The organism is Pantoea sp. X-Soil-TKNS-1207 (assembly GCF_059730485.1).
In genome coordinates this window covers 280367-298749 of sequence record NZ_AP035958.1, presented here as the reverse complement: position 1 = coordinate 298749, position 18383 = coordinate 280367, and the positions used below count along the sequence as shown (strand labels likewise).

Here is an 18383-nt window from a genome sequence, read left to right as displayed (position 1 = left end):
TTGCATTCAGCAGGTGAAAAACGAAAATGGTTTCCATATCTGAAGCAATCCTGGAGAAGTCATGGCTACCCCTGCGCCCGCGAAACGCGGCAAAAAACCTCGTGCCACTGTGGCCAGCGCCGCGCCTGCTGGCGGCCAGGTACAATCCCTGACGCGCGGCCTGCGTTTGCTGGAACTGATTGCAGAATCGAACGGCAGCGTAGCGCTGACCGAGCTGGCCCAGCAGGCTGGCCTGCCCAACTCCACCACCCATCGTCTGCTGACCACCATGCAGCAGCAGGGCTTTGTCCATCAGGTGGGCGATCTCGGCTTCTGGGCGATTGGTTCTCATGCCTTTGTGGTCGGCAGCAGCTTCCTGCAAAGCCGCAACCTGCTGGCGATTGTGCATCCAATTCTGCGCACGCTGATGGAAGATGCCGGGGAAACCGTCAACCTCGCGGTGCTGGATCTCAGCGATTACCAGGCGGTGATTATCGACCAGGTGCAGTGCACCCAGCTGATGCGTATGTCCGCGCCGATTGGCGGCAAGCTGCCGATGCACGCTTCCGGGGCAGGCAAAGCCTTTCTGGCGCATCTGAACGACGAGCAGGTTACCGCGCTGCTGCATCAGAAAGGGTTGCATTACTACACGCCGAAAACGCTGATGTCGCCGCACAGCCTGAAAGAGAATCTGGCGCTGATTCGTAAAGTGGGCTTCTCGCATGATGACGAAGAACACGCGCTGGGCCTGCGCTGCGTCGCCGCACCGATTTACGACGAACACGGCGACCCTTTCGCCGCGATCTCCATTTCCGGCCCGATTGCGCGTATGACGGACGACCGCGTCACCGAACTCGGCGCGCTGGTGATCCGCGCGGCGAAACAGGTGACCCAGGCGTACGCCGGACGTTAAGCCGCCACCGTGGCATAGCGCACGCTAAAGCGCTGTGCCGTCCGCCAGGCCATCACTTCTTCAATGTGGCCCTGACGAATGCGCGTCTGCTGCGCGCGCCACCAGCTGGCATCGAACAATTCCGGGTGCAGGGCCAGCAGCAATTTCCCGGTGGCCGGTTCGCTGCACAGCGCGTAGCGGAAGGTTTCCGGGAACACATCGTCCGGCCCGACGCTGTACCACGGCTCGGCCTGAAGTTCATCCTCTTCGTAACGCGCCGCCGGGACATCGCGGAACTGCAACTCGGTCATCGGGCGGATTTCATCGTAATCATAAAACACAACCCGACCGTGGCGCGTCATGCCGAAGTTTTTGAATAGCATGTCGCCAGGGAAGATATTGGCCGCCGCCAGCTGGCGGATGGCGTCGCCGTACTCCTCCACGGCGTGGCGGCGCTGAGACGGATCTGCCTGCGCCAGCCACAGATTGAGCGGCTGCATACGCCGCTCCAGCCACAGATGACGGATGATCACCACATCCTCTTCAATGCGCAGCTTTTCCGGGATATCGCGTTCGAACTCAGCCAGCAGCGCCGCCGGAATGCGCGCCCGCGGCAGTGAGAAATGTTCGAACTCCTGGGTATCGGCCATACGGCCGACGCGATCGTGCTCCTTCACCAGCTGATAGCAATCACGTACCTGCGCCTCGGTCACCTCTTTCTGCGGCGCGAAACGGTCTTTGATGACCTTAAATACCCGATCAAATCCCGGCAGCGTGAACACCAGCATCACCATGCCGCGCACGCCGGGAGCAATGGCGAACGCCTCCTTGCTGTGCGCCAGATAGTGAAGATATTCGCGGTAGCACTCGGTTTTGCCGTGCTTCTGACAGCCAATCGCCATATAACGTTCGGCCGTGGTTTTTCCCGGCAAAATCGGTTGCAGCCAGGCCACCAGCGCCGCAGGCACCGGCGCATAAACCATAAAGTAGGCACGGGCGAAACCGAACACCACGCTGGCGTCGTTGCGGTCGGTCAGGCAGGTGTCGATCCACAGACGCCCCGCCTCATCACGCTGAATCGGTAACAGGCACGGCAGCGTGTCATCCTCCAGTTGCAAACGCGCCACCACCCACGCTGTTTTGTTGCGGTAAAACAGCTCGCTGGCCACATCCAGCGTGGCATGGGCGAGCTGCGTCGGGCTGAATTGTTCGTGCAGATGGCGCACGATCCAGTTGATATCCCGTGCCTGGTCCTGCCACGGCAGGCGCAGCGGGATATCGTTGAGCAGCTGGCGCAGCGTCTCCTGCCAGCTCTGCTGCGGCCGATACAGGCGGGACAGCGGGCGCGGTGACACCGGCGCCGGGGCAAACGGCTGTGAAGGGAAGATAAATAAGCGATCGGGCGACAGGTGGCTGTGGCCCTGCAAGCGGCAATAGACCGAGTTAAAGAAACTCTCGGCAATCTCATGACGCGGATAGCCCGGCAACAAGGTTTCGTAGTGGCTTTTCACCCGCAGCCAGAAGGCTTCGTCCCAGTCGGAGGCGCTGTTGAGGATGCGCAGCTGATTCGCCACCAGCCCCACATGATGATCATAAAGGTGGATACGCGCTTTCATCGCCTGCTGCACCGCATGCCATTCGGCCTGCTCAAAGCGCTGTTGCGCCCCGGCGGTGATATCAAGAAAGCGGCCATACTGCGCGTCAAAACCTTGCAGGATGGTATGAGCAATGAGGGATTCTCTGGGCGGCATCGGCATCTCTCCCGGCAATATGGCCCCTCCGTGGGCCAGCGTCTCAACTCAGAACTGCTCAGCTTCCGTGGAACCGGTCAGCGCGGTGACTGACGATTTCCCCCCCTGGATCACCGTGGTAACGCGGTCGAAATAGCCGGTGCCAACCTCCTGCTGATGCGACGAGAAGGTGTAGCCTTTCTCACGCGCGGCGAACTCCGGCTGCTGCACTTTCTCCACGTAGTGGCGCATCCCCTCGCCCTGCGCATAGGCGTGCGCCAGGTCGAACATGTTGAACCACATGCTGTGGATCCCCGCCAGCGTGATGAACTGGAAGCGGTAGCCCATCTCGCTCAGCGCCTGCTGGAAACGGGCGATGGTGCGATCGTCGAGGTTTTTCTTCCAGTTGAAGGATGGCGAACAGTTGTAGGCCAGCAGTTTGCCCGGATACTTCGCATGAATGGCATCGGCAAAGCGCTGCGCCAGCGCCAGATCCGGCGTCGAGGTTTCGCACCACAACACATCGGCATAGGGCGCGTAGGCCAGACCACGGCTGATCGCCTGCTCAATCCCGGCGTGAGTCCGGAAGAAGCCTTCTGCGGTCCGCTCGCCGGTGATAAAGGCACGATCGTATTCATCGCAATCCGAGGTGATGAGATCGGCGGCATCCGCATCGGTACGCGCCAGCAGCACCGTCGGCACGCCCAGGACGTCTGCCGCCAGACGCGCGGCCACCAGTTTCTGAATCGCTTCCTGGGTTGGCACCAGCACTTTGCCGCCCATATGGCCACATTTCTTCACCGCTGCCAGCTGATCCTCAAAGTGCACCGCGGCCGCACCGGCCTGAATCATCGACTTCATCAGCTCGAAGGCATTGAGCACGCCACCAAAGCCCGCTTCGGCATCCGCCACAATTGGCAGGAAGTAATCGATAAAGCCTTCATCCTGCGGTGACAACCCGCTGGCCCACTGGATCTGATCGGCGCGCTGGAAACTCTGGTTAATCCGCTCCACCACCTCCGGGACCGAGTTCACCGGGTACAGCGACTGATCCGGGTACATCTGCCCGGCGAGGTTGGCGTCCGCCGCCACCTGCCAGCCGGAGAGATAAATGGCTTCGATACCGGCTTTCGCCTGTTGCAGCGCCTGGCCGCCGGTTAATGCGCCGAGGCTGTTGATATAGCCTTTCTGCGATTCACCGTTCAGCAGCGACCACAGCTTGTGCGCGCCCCGTTCCGCCAGCGTGCAGGCCGGATTGACTGAACCACGTAAGTTCACCACATCCTGTGCGCTATATGGACGGGTAATCCCCTGCCAGCGGGCAGCGCGCCAGGTAGTTTCCAGTTGTTCGATCTGTTGCTTACGAGTGGACATAGCAATTTCTCCAGGGTCAGGGCAGCAGGCGATAGCCTGGCAGAGTGAGGAAAGGAACCAGTTCATCATCGGTGGTGATTTGCGCCATTAGCGCGGCGGCAGTGTCAAAACGTCCACTGCGGAAGCGTTCTTCGCCAAGGCTGTGCCGCAGCGCCGCTAACTCTTCCGCCAGCAGGCGTTCGAACAGGTCCGCCGTTACCAGCCGGCCATCGCTAAGAATTTGCTTGTGGTGAATCCATTGCCAGATTGAGGTGCGGGCAATTTCCGCCGTGGCGGCATCTTCCATCAGGCCATCAATCGGTACGCAGCCGTTGCCGCTGATCCAGGATTCAAGGTATTGCAGCGCCACGCGAATGTTGGCGCGCATCCCCACTTCGGTACGCTTGCCGCGACAAGGCAGCAGCAGGCGTTCGGCGGTGACCGGTGAATCCTGCTCGCGACTGACATGCAGCTGATTGGGGCGATCGCCCAGCTGACAATCAAACTCCGCCATCGCGATATCGGCCAGGCCGGGATGCGCCACCCAGGTGCCGTCGTGACCATTCGCGGCTTCGCGCGCTTTGTCTTCCCGCACCTTCTGCGTGACCCAGGCGTTGCGTTCCTGATCCTTGCTCGGGATCAGCGCCGACATTCCGCCCATCGCCAGTGCGCCACGGCGGTGGCAGGTCTTAATCAGCAGGCGCGAATAGGCATCCAGGAATGGCTGATCCATGCTGATCTGCTGCCGATCCGGCAGGATGCGCTCGCCATGCTGGCCCAGCGTTTTGATATAGCTAAAGATGTAATCCCAGCGACCACAGTTAAGACCCACTACGTGATCGCGCAGCTCCCACAGGATCTCATCCATCTGGAATACCGCCGGTAAGGTTTCGATCAGTACCGTGGCTTTGATGGTGCCACGCGGCAATCCGAAGCGATCTTCGCTGAAGCGGAAGATCTCACGCCACCACGCCACTTCCGACGCATGTTCGGTTTTCGGCAGATAGAACCACGGCCCGTGGCCCTTCTCCAGCAACGCGTCGGCGTTGTGGAACAGATACAACGCGAAATCGAACAGCCCGCCGGGGATGGCACGATCGCGCCATTCCACATGTTTCTCATCCAGATGCAGACCGCGCACCCGGCACATCAGCAGCGCCGGATCGGATCGTAACTGGTAGATTTTGCCGGTTTCGCTGGTGAAGCTCAGCGTGCCATTGACCGCATCGCGCAGCGCCAGCTGGCCATCGATCAGTTTTTGCCAGGTCGGTGCCAGCGAGTCCTCAAAATCCGCCATGAAAACTTTAACGTTCGCATTCAGGGCGTTGATCACCATTTTGCGATCTGGTGGGCCGGTGATCTCCACGCGACGATCCTGCAACAGGGGCGGAATCGGCCGTACCTGCCACGCATTTTCCCGAATGGAAGCCGTTTCCGAATCAAAGCCGGGCAATGCGCCCTGATCGTAACGTTGCTGCCGTTGCTGACGCGCTTTTAACAGGCGCTCGCGCTCGGGGGCAAAACGCACCACCAACGTATGCAGGAAGTCGATCGCTTCCGGGGTAAGCAGCTGCTTTTCCGCGTGGGTAAAGGGCTGGCTAAAGAATAACGTACTGCTGATAACCGAGTCTGTCATGCGGGCTGCCTCCTGTGTTGATCCCGCGTTCTCTGGCGGGATCCGGCTGTAGGGTGTTTTTTGACCTGCAAGATCAGAGCATAATGATTTTTATCTTATTTTCAAAAACTATTTCCATTTTTAGTTTTAAATCGATTTATTGCATTGATTTATATGTAATTTAAAGTCACGAAATAAAGGCAATAACTTCCACAGAAAGAGACAGATAAAAAAATGCCGTGGCAACACGCAGCTGCCACGGCAAGTTCAAGCGAGATAGATGTATTATTCGAGGGTAGGATTCATCCGGCGCAGATCAAACGGCGTGATCTGATACACGTAGTAGTTCAGCCAGTTGGAGAACAACAGGTTGCCATGGCTGCGCCAGGTGGCGCGCGGGGGCAACTCCGGGTTGTCCTGCGGGAAGTAGTTATACGGCACTTCGGGATGCAGCCCGGCATCGTAATCACGATGGTATTCACCCGACAGAGTGAGTGCATCGTACTCCGGGTGGCCGGTCACAAACGCCAGCCGTTTGTCTTTGCTCGCCATCAGGTAAGCGCCGGTGGCTTCCGATTCGGCAAACAGCTCAAGATCGGTGTAGTCACGAATCAGCTGGCTGGGGAAATCGGCATAGCGCGAGTGCGGCGCGAGGAAGTTGTCATCAAAACCGCGCGTCAGTAAGGCATGTGGATGCAGGATCTGATGTTCATAGACGCCTGACAGCTTGTTCTGACGCGTCTGTTTGGGAATGCCGTACAGAATATTCAGCGCGGCCTGTACCGCCCAGCAGACAAACAGCGTTGAGGTAACGTGCTCTTTCGCCCAGTGCAGCACGCGCTGGATCTGCGGCCAGTAAGCCACATCGTTGAAATCCACCAGACCCAGCGGCGCACCGGTAACGATCAGGCCGTCATAGTTATCATGTTGAATATCATCGAAATTACAGTAGAAATTGTTCAGGTGCTCAGTCGGCGTATTGCGCGATTCACGGCTATCAATGCGCAGCAGCTGAATATCAATCTGCAACGGCGAGTTGGATAGCAGGCGCAGGAACTGGTTTTCGGTCTCAATTTTTTTCGGCATCAGATTGAGCACCAGCACTTTCAACGGACGGATCTCCTGAACACTGGCGCGCGATGAGGTCATGACAAACACATTCTCATTACGCAGAAAATTGACTGCCGGTAATTCGTCGGGAACCCTGATTGGCATAGCCTGCTTACCTCTTACAACCGTATAAACGTTTAGACATCCAGATGCCTGAGGTTAGCCTGGCACACCGTCAATGTCGAGTCTTCATACGGTTTATGAAAATGTTTCAGCTTAATCGTCATAAGGGTGAATGTAGCTGCATAGCAGATTGTGGCGGCGTATTTAATTATTGCACCTGAACGCCTGTGACCGATAAATAATCGACAACCTATATTTATTTGGTTTGAAAGCCAAACCATTTCGGTTATTAAATATTTAATTTAATTTCAGAGGATTATTAATAATTAAACATAAAAACAATAAATAAAACCATAAGATTCATTTAGTTAAAAACTTTATTGCTTTCAATCAAATAAGGAAAATATATATTTCTAATATTAAATTCCTCCCTGCGGTATAAGTCACTCGTCATAAAGAAAGACAAAAAAATCAACCTCCAGAGGGAAGGTTGTTTCATTTATTTTTTGGCACAGGATTTATATCTGTAAGGGTTTTTACTATGTATCAACTAAAAATCACCCGTCTGATTTTACCAGGCATCCTGCTGGCGATGGCAGCGCCGAACGCACTCGCTGACGCAGCCCCTTTTACTCTCGACTCACCGTGGATGCTGGGTGACTGGGGTGGGCAGCGTACGGCACTAAAAAATCAAGGCGTTGATTTTAATGTCAATTATGTCATGGAGAGCGCGACGAATTTAGACGGGGGCTATCACACTGCCACGACAGCGCGTTATACCGATCAATGGCTGTTCAGCAGCCATCTCGATCTGCAAAAACTGCTCGGCTGGCAGGATACCGATTTTCAGGCGACGGTGACTAATCGTGACGGGCAAAACCTTTCTGAGCAGATAGCTCATCCTAAAGCGCCTATGCTTTCATCCGTGCAGGAGGTATATGGCCGCGGGCAAACATGGCGTCTGACCCAGTTTTGGTTACGTACCGGTTTTAGCGATGACCGCCTCAACCTCAAGCTGGGCCGCGCGACGGTAGGTGAGGACTTTGGCACCATCGAGTCGCACTTTCAGAACCTGGCATTGGGGCCGGGCATTCCCGGCAAATCACGCAGCGATCGCTGGATGAACTGGCCAGTTTCCCAGTGGATGGGACGCCTGCAACTGAATCTGACGCCGGAAGTGTATGTTAAGGTTGGTTTTTATAACCAAAACGAGGATAACGATAATCGTGGCAGCGGTTTCCACTTCTCCGTTAATCACTCCGACGGCAATCTGGTGCCGGTAGAGATTGGCTGGCAACCGCATCTGGGCGCAGATGGCTTAGCCGGGAATTATCGTTTAGGCGCTTATTATTCGTCGGCTCAGGGGGATGTTTATCATACCTGGCAACACGGCTCTTACGGCGATACGGCTCATGGCTATGGTGCTTACGCTATTGTTCAGCAGCAGTTATTCGCGCAGCAGCATGATAATCATCGTGGACTCTCTCTGACGCTTAGCCAGGTAATGCACGATAAACGCACGTCAAAACTCGATTATACCCAGACCGTTGCGCTGGCCTGGAAAGGGCCTTTTGACGCACGAACTCAGGATGAGATCGGCCTGGGTATGGCGCGTCTGCATGTGAATTCAGCCTATAGTCGTATGCTGGAACAGCAGAATGATGAGAATGGAGCAACAAGTGAGGATGATGAGACTTACCTGCCGGTCATCCGAGGCTCAGAGTATGATTATGAGCTTTACTATGCTTACAACGTTAGCCAGTGGCTCTCACTGCGTCCTAATCTGCAATATGTTGTCGCCCCTGGCGCCTACAGCGAAGTGAAAAATGCTTTCGTTGCCGGGATTACAGCGAGCCTGACGTTCTAACTTATTGTTTTCAGATACGATCGAAACCGTCCCGATATAAAAATGGGGCGGTTTTTTTGTACATTTGCCGATCTGCGGACGTAAAAAAGCCCTGAACTTTCGTTCAGGGCTTTTTCACTTAATTGATGCCTGGCAGTTCCCTACTCTCGCATGGGGAGACCCCACACTACCATCGGCGCTACGGCGTTTCACTTCTGAGTTCGGCATGGGGTCAGGTGGGACCACCGCGCTACAGCCGCCAGGCAAATTCTGTTTATCCGCACCGCCCTCTCAGGCCATGCGAACCAATCCGTTTGAACTAAGCTGAAAATTCTCTGGTCTCTCAACCAAAACGCCTCTGGCGTTGTAAGGTTAAGCCTCACGGGTCATTAGTACCGGTTAGCTCAATGCATCGCTGCACTTACACATCCGGCCTATCAACGTCGTCGTCTTCAACGTCCCTTCAGGACTCTCAAGGAGTCAGGGAGAACTCATCTCGGGGCAAGTTTCGTGCTTAGATGCTTTCAGCACTTATCTCTTCCGCACTTAGCTACCGGGCAATGCCATTGGCATGACAACCCGAACACCAGTGGTGCGTTCACTCCGGTCCTCTCGTACTAGGAGCAACCCCCCTCAATTCTCCAGCGCCCACGGCAGATAGGGACCGAACTGTCTCACGACGTTCTAAACCCAGCTCGCGTACCACTTTAAACGGCGAACAGCCGTACCCTTGGGACCTACTTCAGCCCCAGGATGTGATGAGCCGACATCGAGGTGCCAAACACCGCCGTCGATATGAACTCTTGGGCGGTATCAGCCTGTTATCCCCGGAGTACCTTTTATCCGTTGAGCGATGGCCCTTCCATTCAGAACCACCGGATCACTATGACCTGCTTTCGCACCTGCTCGAGCCGTCACTCTCGCAGTCAAGCTGGCTTATGCCATTGCACTAACCTCCTGATGTCCGACCAGGATTAGCCAACCTTCGTGCTCCTCCGTTACGCTTTGGGAGGAGACCGCCCCAGTCAAACTACCCACCAGACACTGTCCGCAGCCCGGATTACGGGCCTACGTTAGAACATCAAACATTAAAGGGTGGTATTTCAAGGTTGGCTCCACGCAGACTGGCGTCCACGCTTCAAAGCCTCCCACCTATCCTACACATCAAGGCTCAATGTTCAGTGTCAAGCTATAGTAAAGGTTCACGGGGTCTTTCCGTCTTGCCGCGGGTACACTGCATCTTCACAGCGATTTCAATTTCACTGAGTCTCGGGTGGAGACAGCCTGGCCATCATTACGCCATTCGTGCAGGTCGGAACTTACCCGACAAGGAATTTCGCTACCTTAGGACCGTTATAGTTACGGCCGCCGTTTACCGGGGCTTCGATCAAGAGCTTCTCCTTACGGATAACCCCATCAATTAACCTTCCGGCACCGGGCAGGCGTCACACCGTATACGTCCACTTTCGTGTTTGCACAGTGCTGTGTTTTTAATAAACAGTTGCAGCCAGCTGGTATCTTCGACTGGCTTCAGCTCCGGGAGCAAGTCCCTTCACCTACGCGCCAGCGTGCCTTCTCCCGAAGTTACGGCACCATTTTGCCTAGTTCCTTCACCCGAGTTCTCTCAAGCGCCTTGGTATTCTCTACCTGACCACCTGTGTCGGTTTGGGGTACGATTTCGTGTTACCTGGAGCTTAGAGGCTTTTCCTGGAAGCAGGGCATCAGTTACTTCACCACCGTAGTGGCTCGTCATCACGCCTCAGCGTTAAAGTGCACCGGATTTGCCTGGAGCACACGCCTACACGCTTAAACCGGGACAACCGTCGCCCGGATAACCTAGCCTTCTCCGTCCCCCCTTCGCAGTAACACCAAGTGCAGGAATATTAACCTGCTTCCCATCGACTACGCTTTTCAGCCTCGCCTTAGGGGTCGACTCACCCTGCCCCGATTAACGTTGGACAGGAACCCTTGGTCTTCCGGCGAGCGGGCTTTTCACCCGCTTTATCGTTACTTATGTCAGCATTCGCACTTCTGATACCTCCAGCAGACCTCACAGTCCACCTTCAACGGCTTACAGAACGCTCCCCTACCCAACAACACATAGTGTCGCTGCCGCAGCTTCGGTGCATGGTTTAGCCCCGTTACATCTTCCGCGCAGGCCGACTCGACCAGTGAGCTATTACGCTTTCTTTAAATGATGGCTGCTTCTAAGCCAACATCCTGGCTGTCTGTGCCTTCCCACATCGTTTCCCACTTAACCATGACTTTGGGACCTTAGCTGGCGGTCTGGGTTGTTTCCCTCTTCACGACGGACGTTAGCACCCGCCGTGTGTCTCCCGTGATAACATTCTCCGGTATTCGCAGTTTGCATCGGGTTGGTAAGCCGGGATGGCCCCCTAGCCGAAACAGTGCTCTACCCCCGGAGATGAATTCACGAGGCGCTACCTAAATAGCTTTCGGGGAGAACCAGCTATCTCCCGGTTTGATTGGCCTTTCACCCCCAGCCACAAGTCATCCGCTAATTTTTCAACATTAGTCGGTTCGGTCCTCCAGTTAGTGTTACCCAACCTTCAACCTGCCCATGGCTAGATCACCGGGTTTCGGGTCTATACCCTGCAACTTAACGCCCAATTAAGACTCGGTTTCCCTGCGGCTCCCCTATACGGTTAACCTTGCTACAGAATATAAGTCGCTGACCCATTATACAAAAGGTACGCAGTCACCTAACAAGTAGGCTCCCACTGCTTGTACGTACACGGTTTCAGGTTCTGTTTCACTCCCCTCGCCGGGGTTCTTTTCGCCTTTCCCTCACGGTACTGGTTCACTATCGGTCAGTCAGGAGTATTTAGCCTTGGAGGATGGTCCCCCCATATTCAGACAGGATACCACGTGTCCCGCCCTACTCATCGAACTCACAGTAAGTGCATTTTTGTGTACGGGAGTATCACCCTGTACCCTGCGACTTTCCAGACGCTTCCACTAATGCACAAACTGATTCAGGTTCTGGGCTGTTCCCCGTTCGCTCGCCGCTACTGGGGGAATCTCGGTTGATTTCTTTTCCTCGGGGTACTTAGATGTTTCAGTTCCCCCGGTTCGCCTCGTTAACCTATGTATTCAGTTAACGATGATGCACTGAGTGCACCGGGTTTCCCCATTCGGACATCGCCGGCTATAGCGGTTCATATCACCTTACCGGCGCTTTACGCAGATTAGCACGTCCTTCATCGCCTCTGACTGCCAGGGCATCCACCGTGTACGCTTAGTCGCTTAACCTCACAACCCACAGGCGTTTTGCAACGCGTGCAGACTGCAAGCATTTGAGAGACTCGAACGCGCCGTGCTGTATTCCTTATTACGGAGGAATACGACTGCGCGTCGTTTCAAATTTTCAGCTTGTTCCGGATTGTTAAAGAGCAAATATCTCAAACATGACTTTACAGTCAGTTTTGAGATACTTCGTGGAGACACCTTTCACCTGTCACCAAGCAAGTGGCGTCCCCTAGGGGATTCGAACCCCTGTTGCCGCCGTGAAAGGGCGGAGTCCTAACCGCTAGACGAAGGGGACACGAATGTGTCACGACTTCGCAGCCGTCTTGCTCATTACGTTTTCATCAGACAATCTGTGTGAGCACTTCGGAGGAAGGTATCTTCAGGTAAGGAGGTGATCCAACCGCAGGTTCCCCTACGGTTACCTTGTTACGACTTCACCCCAGTCATGAATCACAAAGTGGTAAGCGCCCTCCCGAAGGTTAAGCTACCTACTTCTTTTGCAACCCACTCCCATGGTGTGACGGGCGGTGTGTACAAGGCCCGGGAACGTATTCACCGTAGCATTCTGATCTACGATTACTAGCGATTCCGACTTCACGGAGTCGAGTTGCAGACTCCGATCCGGACTACGACGCACTTTATGAGGTCCGCTTGCTCTCGCGAGGTCGCTTCTCTTTGTATGCGCCATTGTAGCACGTGTGTAGCCCTGGCCGTAAGGGCCATGATGACTTGACGTCATCCCCACCTTCCTCCGGTTTATCACCGGCAGTCTCCTTTGAGTTCCCGACCGAATCGCTGGCAACAAAGGATAAGGGTTGCGCTCGTTGCGGGACTTAACCCAACATTTCACAACACGAGCTGACGACAGCCATGCAGCACCTGTCTCACGGTTCCCGAAGGCACTAAGGCATCTCTGCCAAATTCCGTGGATGTCAAGGCCAGGTAAGGTTCTTCGCGTTGCATCGAATTAAACCACATGCTCCACCGCTTGTGCGGGCCCCCGTCAATTCATTTGAGTTTTAACCTTGCGGCCGTACTCCCCAGGCGGTCGACTTAACGCGTTAGCTCCGGAAGCCACTCCTCAAGGGAACAACCTCCAAGTCGACATCGTTTACGGCGTGGACTACCAGGGTATCTAATCCTGTTTGCTCCCCACGCTTTCGCACCTGAGCGTCAGTCTTTGTCCAGGGGGCCGCCTTCGCCACCGGTATTCCTCCAGATCTCTACGCATTTCACCGCTACACCTGGAATTCTACCCCCCTCTACAAGACTCTAGCCTGCCAGTTTCGAATGCAGTTCCCAGGTTAAGCCCGGGGATTTCACATCCGACTTGACAGACCGCCTGCGTGCGCTTTACGCCCAGTAATTCCGATTAACGCTTGCACCCTCCGTATTACCGCGGCTGCTGGCACGGAGTTAGCCGGTGCTTCTTCTGCGGGTAACGTCAATGCTGATGGTTATTAACCATCAACCCTTCCTCCCCGCTGAAAGTACTTTACAACCCGAAGGCCTTCTTCATACACGCGGCATGGCTGCATCAGGCTTGCGCCCATTGTGCAATATTCCCCACTGCTGCCTCCCGTAGGAGTCTGGACCGTGTCTCAGTTCCAGTGTGGCTGGTCATCCTCTCAGACCAGCTAGGGATCGTCGCCTAGGTGAGCCGTTACCCCACCTACTAGCTAATCCCATCTGGGTTCATCCGATGGTGTGAGGCCCGAAGGTCCCCCACTTTGGTCTTGCGACGTTATGCGGTATTAGCTACCGTTTCCAGTAGTTATCCCCCTCCATCGGGCAGATCCCCAGACATTACTCACCCGTCCGCCACTCGTCACCCAAGGAGCAAGCTCCTCTGTGCTACCGTTCGACTTGCATGTGTTAGGCCTGCCGCCAGCGTTCAATCTGAGCCATGATCAAACTCTTCAATTTAAAGTTTGATGCTCAAAGAATTAAACTTCGTAATGAATTACGTGTTCACTCTTGAGACTTGATATTTTTTAAGTCCGTAGACTTTTGATATCAATCCTGCGAGTGCCCACACAGATTGTCTGATAAATTGTTAAAGAGCAGTGCGACCAGTGCTTTACGCTGCTGTCGCGAGGTGGCGTATATTACGCTTTCCTCCTTCAGAGTCAATCTCTTTTTCGAGATTTTTCTCTGGCGGGTTGTTCCTTCAGAACCGCCCTCTCAACACTGCATTTCGTAAACCGTTGTGCCGTGTCGATGGAGGCGCATTATAGGGAGTTGTTCGGCAGGCGCAACCGCTAATTTCAATAAAAACAACTGTTCGCTGCATTCCACAGCAAAACCCCGCCTTATACCCACTTACACACAAAGTTATCCACATCCCGTGGTTGAAATGAATTTAGGCGAGCATCGCGCAAACGTTTTCGCTACAATGCCCCGCGACGTACGGATGCCCCTTTTGGGGCGTTACCTGAAGCCAGCTTTCTTCTATATAGATAGAAGAGAAACGCTAAGCTTGATGTAACGCTCTTATTTACGCGAAACAAAGCCAAGGGATAAAACCACCATGCAACAACGTCGTCCTGTACGCCGCGCTCTGCTGAGTGTCTCAGACAAAGCCGGTATCCTCGAATTTGCTCAGGCACTCTCCAGCCGTGGTGTTGAGCTGCTCTCCACAGGTGGCACTGCACGCCTGCTGGCAGATGCGGGCCTGCCGGTCACTGAAGTGTCTGACTACACCGGTTTTCCGGAAATGATGGATGGACGCGTCAAAACGCTGCACCCGAAAGTTCATGGTGGCATTCTCGGCCGCCGTGGCCAGGATGATGCCATCATGGCGCAGCACGCCATCGATCCTATCGACATGGTGGTCGTAAACCTCTATCCGTTTGCCCAGACCGTGGCGAAACCGGGTTGCACGCTGGAAGATGCGGTGGAAAACATCGATATCGGCGGCCCAACCATGGTGCGCTCGGCCGCGAAGAACCATAAAGATGTGGCGATCGTGGTTAAGAGCAGCGACTACAGCGCCATCATTGCTGAGCTGGACGCCAACGAAAACTCCCTGACGCTGGAAACCCGCTTCGATCTGGCAATCAAAGCCTTCGAGCACACCGCCGCCTACGACAGCATGATTGCCAACTACTTTGGCAGCCTGGTGCCGGCTTATCACGGCGAAAGCAAAGAACCTGCTGGCCGCTTCCCGCGCACCCTGAATCTGAACTTCATTAAGAAGCAGGATATGCGTTACGGCGAGAACAGCCATCAGGACGCCGCCTTCTATATAGAAGAAAACGTGGCAGAGGCTTCGGTTGCCACTGCGCAGCAGGTACAGGGCAAAGCGCTCTCCTACAACAACATCGCGGATACCGATGCCGCGCTGGAATGCGTGAAAGAGTTCAGCGAAGCCGCTTGTGTGATTGTGAAACACGCGAATCCATGCGGTGTGGCGGTGGGCAGTTCGATTCTGGATGCCTACGAGCGCGCCTACAAAACCGATCCAACCTCTGCATTTGGCGGCATTATCGCCTTCAACCGCGAGCTGGACGAAGCCACTGCGCAGGCCATTATCAGCCGCCAGTTTGTTGAAGTGATCATTGCCCCTTCTGCCTCTGAGGCCGCCCTGAAAGTGACTGCCAGCAAACAGAATGTTCGCGTTCTGGTATGTGGTCAGTGGCAGGAGCGCGTTGCCGCTCTGGACTTCAAACGCGTTAACGGTGGTTTACTGGTGCAGGATCGCGATCTGGGTATGGTCGATGCCAGCCAGCTGCGCGTTGTCAGCAAACGCCAGCCGACCGAGCAGGAACTGCGTGATGCGCTGTTCTGCTGGAAAGTGGCGAAGTTCGTCAAATCCAACGCCATCGTATATGCACGCGACAATATGACCATCGGTATTGGCGCAGGCCAGATGAGCCGCGTCTATTCCGCAAAAATCGCCGGTATCAAAGCGGGCGATGAAGGTCTGGAAGTGCAAGGCTCAGCGATGGCGTCAGACGCCTTCTTCCCGTTCCGCGATGGTATTGATGCCGCCGCCGCTGTGGGTATCAGCTGCGTTATTCAGCCGGGTGGCTCGATTCGCGATGACGAAGTGATTGCCGCCGCCGATGAGCACGGCATCGCCATGATCTTCACCGACATGCGTCATTTCCGCCATTAATCGTTGGGAGCGTTACAGATGAAAATTTTAGTCATTGGCAATGGCGGACGCGAGCACGCCCTGGCGTGGAAAGCGGCACAGTCACCGCTGGCAGAGACCGTATTTGTTGCGCCGGGTAATGCTGGCACCGCGCTGGAACCCGCTCTGCAAAACGTCGCCATCAGCGCGACGGATGTGCCTGCGCTGCTGGCCTTTGCGCAGCAGGAAAAAATCGACCTGACCATCGTCGGGCCGGAAGCCCCGCTGGTTATCGGCGTGGTAGATGCATTCCGTGCCGCCGGTCTGAAAATCTTTGGCCCGACCCAGTCCGCCGCTCAGCTGGAAGGTTCTAAAGCTTTCACCAAGGATTTCCTCGCTCGTCAGCAGATCCCGACCGCCGAATACCAGAACTTTACCGAAGTCGAACCGGCGCTGGCCTACCTGCGTGAGAAAGGCGCTCCGATCGTCATCAAGGCCGATGGCCTGGCTGCCGGTAAAGGTGTGATCGTAGCAATGACGCTGGAAGAAGCGGAAGCGGCGGTGCTGGATATGCTGGCAGGCAACGCATTCGGCGACGCCGGTCACCGCATCGTGATCGAAGAGTTCCTTGATGGCGAAGAAGCCAGCTTTATCGTGATGGTCGATGGCGACAATGTGCTGCCAATGGCCACCAGCCAGGATCATAAACGCGTTGGCGACGGCGATACCGGCCCGAACACCGGCGGTATGGGCGCCTACTCCCCGGCTCCGGTGGTAACCGATGAGATCCACCAGCGCGTGATGGATCAGATCATCTGGCCAACCGTGAACGGCATGAAAGCGGAAGGCAACACCTATACCGGTTTCCTGTATGCCGGTCTGATGATCGACAAAGCCGGTCAGCCAAAAGTGATCGAATTCAACTGCCGCTTTGGCGATCCGGAAACCCAGCCGATCATGCTGCGTTTGCAGTCGGACCTGGTGGCGCTGTGCCTGGCCGCCTGTGACGGTAAGCTGGATCAGCAGGAGTCACAATGGGATCCGCGTCCATCGCTGGGTGTGGTACTGGCTGCGGGCGGTTATCCGGGGGATTACAGCACTGGCGACCAGATCCATGGCCTGCCGCTGGAAGAAGTGCCGGATGGCAAGGTATTCCACGCTGGCACCACGCTGAAGGATGACCTGGTCGTTACCAACGGCGGTCGCGTGCTGTGCGTCACCGCGCTGGGTGAAGATGTGGCTGCCGCGCAGCAGCGCGCTTATGAACTGGCGCAGCATATCTCCTGGAACGGCAGTTTCTGTCGTCGCGATATCGGCTACCGCGCAATCAACCGCAAATAATCACAAGGGGCACACAGTGCCCCTTCTCTTTTCCGTCCGTCAGAAATCGCTCTCTTTCGGCTCCCAGCTGCACTCATCATTTGCTGTGACATGCAGTAGCTGTACCCCTTCCGGCGCTTCCAGCCATGAAACCATCAACGGTGATGATCCATTGCCCTTCTGCTGTGTCAGGGTATTAACCTGATTGCTGTCGAACGGGGCATCCACCACTTTGCCCGCGCAGGTACGCACCTGAGTACCGCCCAGCCACTGCCCCTGGCTCAGCAATACCCGGCCTTTCAGCAGCGCATTGCTCTGCTGCAACATGCGCTGCGCATCAAAGCGATACAGCTCCACGCTGTCCGCGCTAACCGCTTCACGCCGTCCGGCCAGTTGCCGCTGCATAAAATTGAGATTGCCCTGCTGATCGAAACGGAGCGTGACATCATCCGGCTGGTCGCCTGAAACATGGCGTTCCACGCTGAGAAGGTTGTTATCCTGCCAGCTGTAATCGGTGGTCTGCATGGCATCGCCATCGAAAGGTGTGAAGACGGTACGCAGATGGACTGACTGATGATCGCCATTCTTGCGCCAGATGCGCACCACGCCACGGTCGGCAAGATAGCCGCTGGCGGTGAAGGCAGGAAGATCGGGAGTGGTGCTACAGCCCGTAAGCAGCGCACCACATAACAGGGCGCAAACGCGCTGACGTAGAGTTTTCAGCATGGCAGGCCCCGGCAACAAAAAGGGGCGATGCCGCCCCCTCTTTTAAAGCTATACCGCGTCGCGGAAACTTATTTAACAGCGTCTTTCAGCGCTTTACCGGAGACGAACGCCGGTACGTTTGCCGCAGCGATTTTGATCTCTTTGCCAGTCTGCGGGTTGCGACCGGTACGCTCAGCGCGGTGGTTCACTTTAAAAGTACCAAAACCAACCAGTTGTACAGCATCACCATCTTTCAGAGACTCAGTGATCGCAGCCAGGGTAGATTCCAGCGCAGCTTTAGCCTGGGTTTTTGACAGGTCCGCTTTCTCTGCGATCACATCAATCAGTTGAGTCTTGTTCATAAGTTATCCTTAAAGTGTATTTATCGCTTGCTAAGCAACGAGTGCGAGGGAAAAGCCATA

Annotated in this window: 10 protein-coding genes, 1 tRNA gene and 3 rRNA genes; 4 read left to right on the top strand and 10 right to left on the bottom strand. The window is 55.4% G+C overall.

Annotated features, from left to right (window positions below):
- Window positions 1-61 precede the first annotated feature (61 nt).
- Complete coding sequence (gene iclR / locus AC6I8V_RS01300; protein ID WP_497844140.1) at window positions 62-892, top strand: glyoxylate bypass operon transcriptional repressor IclR; 831 nt, start codon at window positions 62-64, stop codon at window positions 890-892.
- Here iclR and aceK read toward each other — a convergent pair.
- From aceK to metA, 4 genes are all read right to left on the bottom strand, one after another.
- Window positions 889-2622, bottom strand: coding sequence for a bifunctional isocitrate dehydrogenase kinase/phosphatase (gene aceK / locus AC6I8V_RS01295; protein ID WP_497844139.1), 1734 nt, complete (start codon window positions 2620-2622; stop codon window positions 889-891). The two genes, iclR and aceK, sit on opposite strands and share 4 nt — an antisense overlap.
- A gap of 48 nt (window positions 2623-2670) precedes the next feature.
- Window positions 2671-3975: an isocitrate lyase gene (gene aceA, locus AC6I8V_RS01290; protein WP_497844138.1), complete on the bottom strand. Its 1305-nt coding sequence runs from the start codon at window positions 3973-3975 to the stop codon at window positions 2671-2673.
- A gap of 16 nt (window positions 3976-3991) precedes the next feature.
- Window positions 3992-5590 (bottom strand): malate synthase A, encoded by a 1599-nt coding sequence (gene aceB / locus AC6I8V_RS01285; RefSeq protein WP_497844137.1) that lies wholly within the window; start codon window positions 5588-5590, stop codon window positions 3992-3994.
- A gap of 264 nt (window positions 5591-5854) precedes the next feature.
- Window positions 5855-6784 (bottom strand): homoserine O-succinyltransferase MetA, encoded by a 930-nt coding sequence (metA, locus tag AC6I8V_RS01280; RefSeq protein WP_497844136.1) that lies wholly within the window; start codon window positions 6782-6784, stop codon window positions 5855-5857.
- 499 nt (window positions 6785-7283) lie between these two features.
- Here metA and AC6I8V_RS01275 point away from each other — a divergent pair, with 499 nt between their 5' ends.
- Complete coding sequence (locus tag AC6I8V_RS01275) at window positions 7284-8609, top strand: carbohydrate porin (protein WP_497844135.1); 1326 nt, start codon at window positions 7284-7286, stop codon at window positions 8607-8609.
- Between the two features lie 127 nt (window positions 8610-8736).
- Here AC6I8V_RS01275 and rrf read toward each other — a convergent pair.
- The 4 genes from rrf to AC6I8V_RS01255 form a co-directional block, all read right to left on the bottom strand.
- Window positions 8737-8852 (bottom strand): 5S ribosomal RNA (rrf, locus tag AC6I8V_RS01270).
- A 104-nt stretch (window positions 8853-8956) separates the two neighbouring features.
- Window positions 8957-11861 (bottom strand): 23S ribosomal RNA (locus tag AC6I8V_RS01265).
- Window positions 11862-12078: 217 nt separating this feature from the next.
- Window positions 12079-12153: transfer RNA gene (locus AC6I8V_RS01260), tRNA-Glu, on the bottom strand.
- 89 nt (window positions 12154-12242) lie between these two features.
- Window positions 12243-13784, bottom strand: a 16S ribosomal RNA gene (locus tag AC6I8V_RS01255).
- Together the 16S, 23S and 5S rRNA genes with 1 tRNA gene alongside form the textbook arrangement of a ribosomal RNA operon.
- 604 nt (window positions 13785-14388) lie before the next feature.
- On the opposite strand from AC6I8V_RS01255, the gene purH reads away from it, so the two are divergent.
- Both purH and purD read left to right on the top strand, forming a co-directional pair.
- Window positions 14389-15978 (top strand): bifunctional phosphoribosylaminoimidazolecarboxamide formyltransferase/IMP cyclohydrolase, encoded by a 1590-nt coding sequence (purH, locus tag AC6I8V_RS01250; protein WP_497844134.1) that lies wholly within the window; start codon window positions 14389-14391, stop codon window positions 15976-15978.
- Window positions 15979-15996: 18 nt separating this feature from the next.
- Window positions 15997-17277: a phosphoribosylamine--glycine ligase gene (purD, locus tag AC6I8V_RS01245; protein WP_497844133.1), complete on the top strand. Its 1281-nt coding sequence runs from the start codon at window positions 15997-15999 to the stop codon at window positions 17275-17277.
- A gap of 39 nt (window positions 17278-17316) precedes the next feature.
- Here purD and AC6I8V_RS01240 read toward each other — a convergent pair whose 3' ends face one another.
- Both AC6I8V_RS01240 and hupA read right to left on the bottom strand, forming a co-directional pair.
- Window positions 17317-17982: a DUF1481 domain-containing protein gene (locus AC6I8V_RS01240; RefSeq protein WP_497844132.1), complete on the bottom strand. Its 666-nt coding sequence runs from the start codon at window positions 17980-17982 to the stop codon at window positions 17317-17319.
- A gap of 68 nt (window positions 17983-18050) precedes the next feature.
- Window positions 18051-18323, bottom strand: a complete 273-nt coding sequence (gene hupA, locus AC6I8V_RS01235) for a nucleoid-associated protein HU-alpha (protein WP_003850136.1) — start codon at window positions 18321-18323, stop codon at window positions 18051-18053.
- Between the last annotated feature and the right edge of the window lie 60 nt (window positions 18324-18383).

Coding starts and splice junctions, on each gene's coding strand:
- iclR (WP_497844140.1), top strand. CDS start 62: ATGGCTACCCCTGCGCCCGCGAAACGCGGCAAAAAACCTCGTGCCACT.
- aceK (WP_497844139.1), bottom strand. CDS start 2,622: ATGCCGCCCAGAGAATCCCTCATTGCTCATACCATCCTGCAAGGTTTT.
- aceA (WP_497844138.1), bottom strand. CDS start 3,975: ATGTCCACTCGTAAGCAACAGATCGAACAACTGGAAACTACCTGGCGC.
- aceB (WP_497844137.1), bottom strand. CDS start 5,590: ATGACAGACTCGGTTATCAGCAGTACGTTATTCTTTAGCCAGCCCTTT.
- metA (WP_497844136.1), bottom strand. CDS start 6,784: ATGCCAATCAGGGTTCCCGACGAATTACCGGCAGTCAATTTTCTGCGT.
- AC6I8V_RS01275 (WP_497844135.1), top strand. CDS start 7,284: ATGTATCAACTAAAAATCACCCGTCTGATTTTACCAGGCATCCTGCTG.
- purH (WP_497844134.1), top strand. CDS start 14,389: ATGCAACAACGTCGTCCTGTACGCCGCGCTCTGCTGAGTGTCTCAGAC.
- purD (WP_497844133.1), top strand. CDS start 15,997: ATGAAAATTTTAGTCATTGGCAATGGCGGACGCGAGCACGCCCTGGCG.
- AC6I8V_RS01240 (WP_497844132.1), bottom strand. CDS start 17,982: ATGCTGAAAACTCTACGTCAGCGCGTTTGCGCCCTGTTATGTGGTGCG.
- hupA (WP_003850136.1), bottom strand. CDS start 18,323: ATGAACAAGACTCAACTGATTGATGTGATCGCAGAGAAAGCGGACCTG.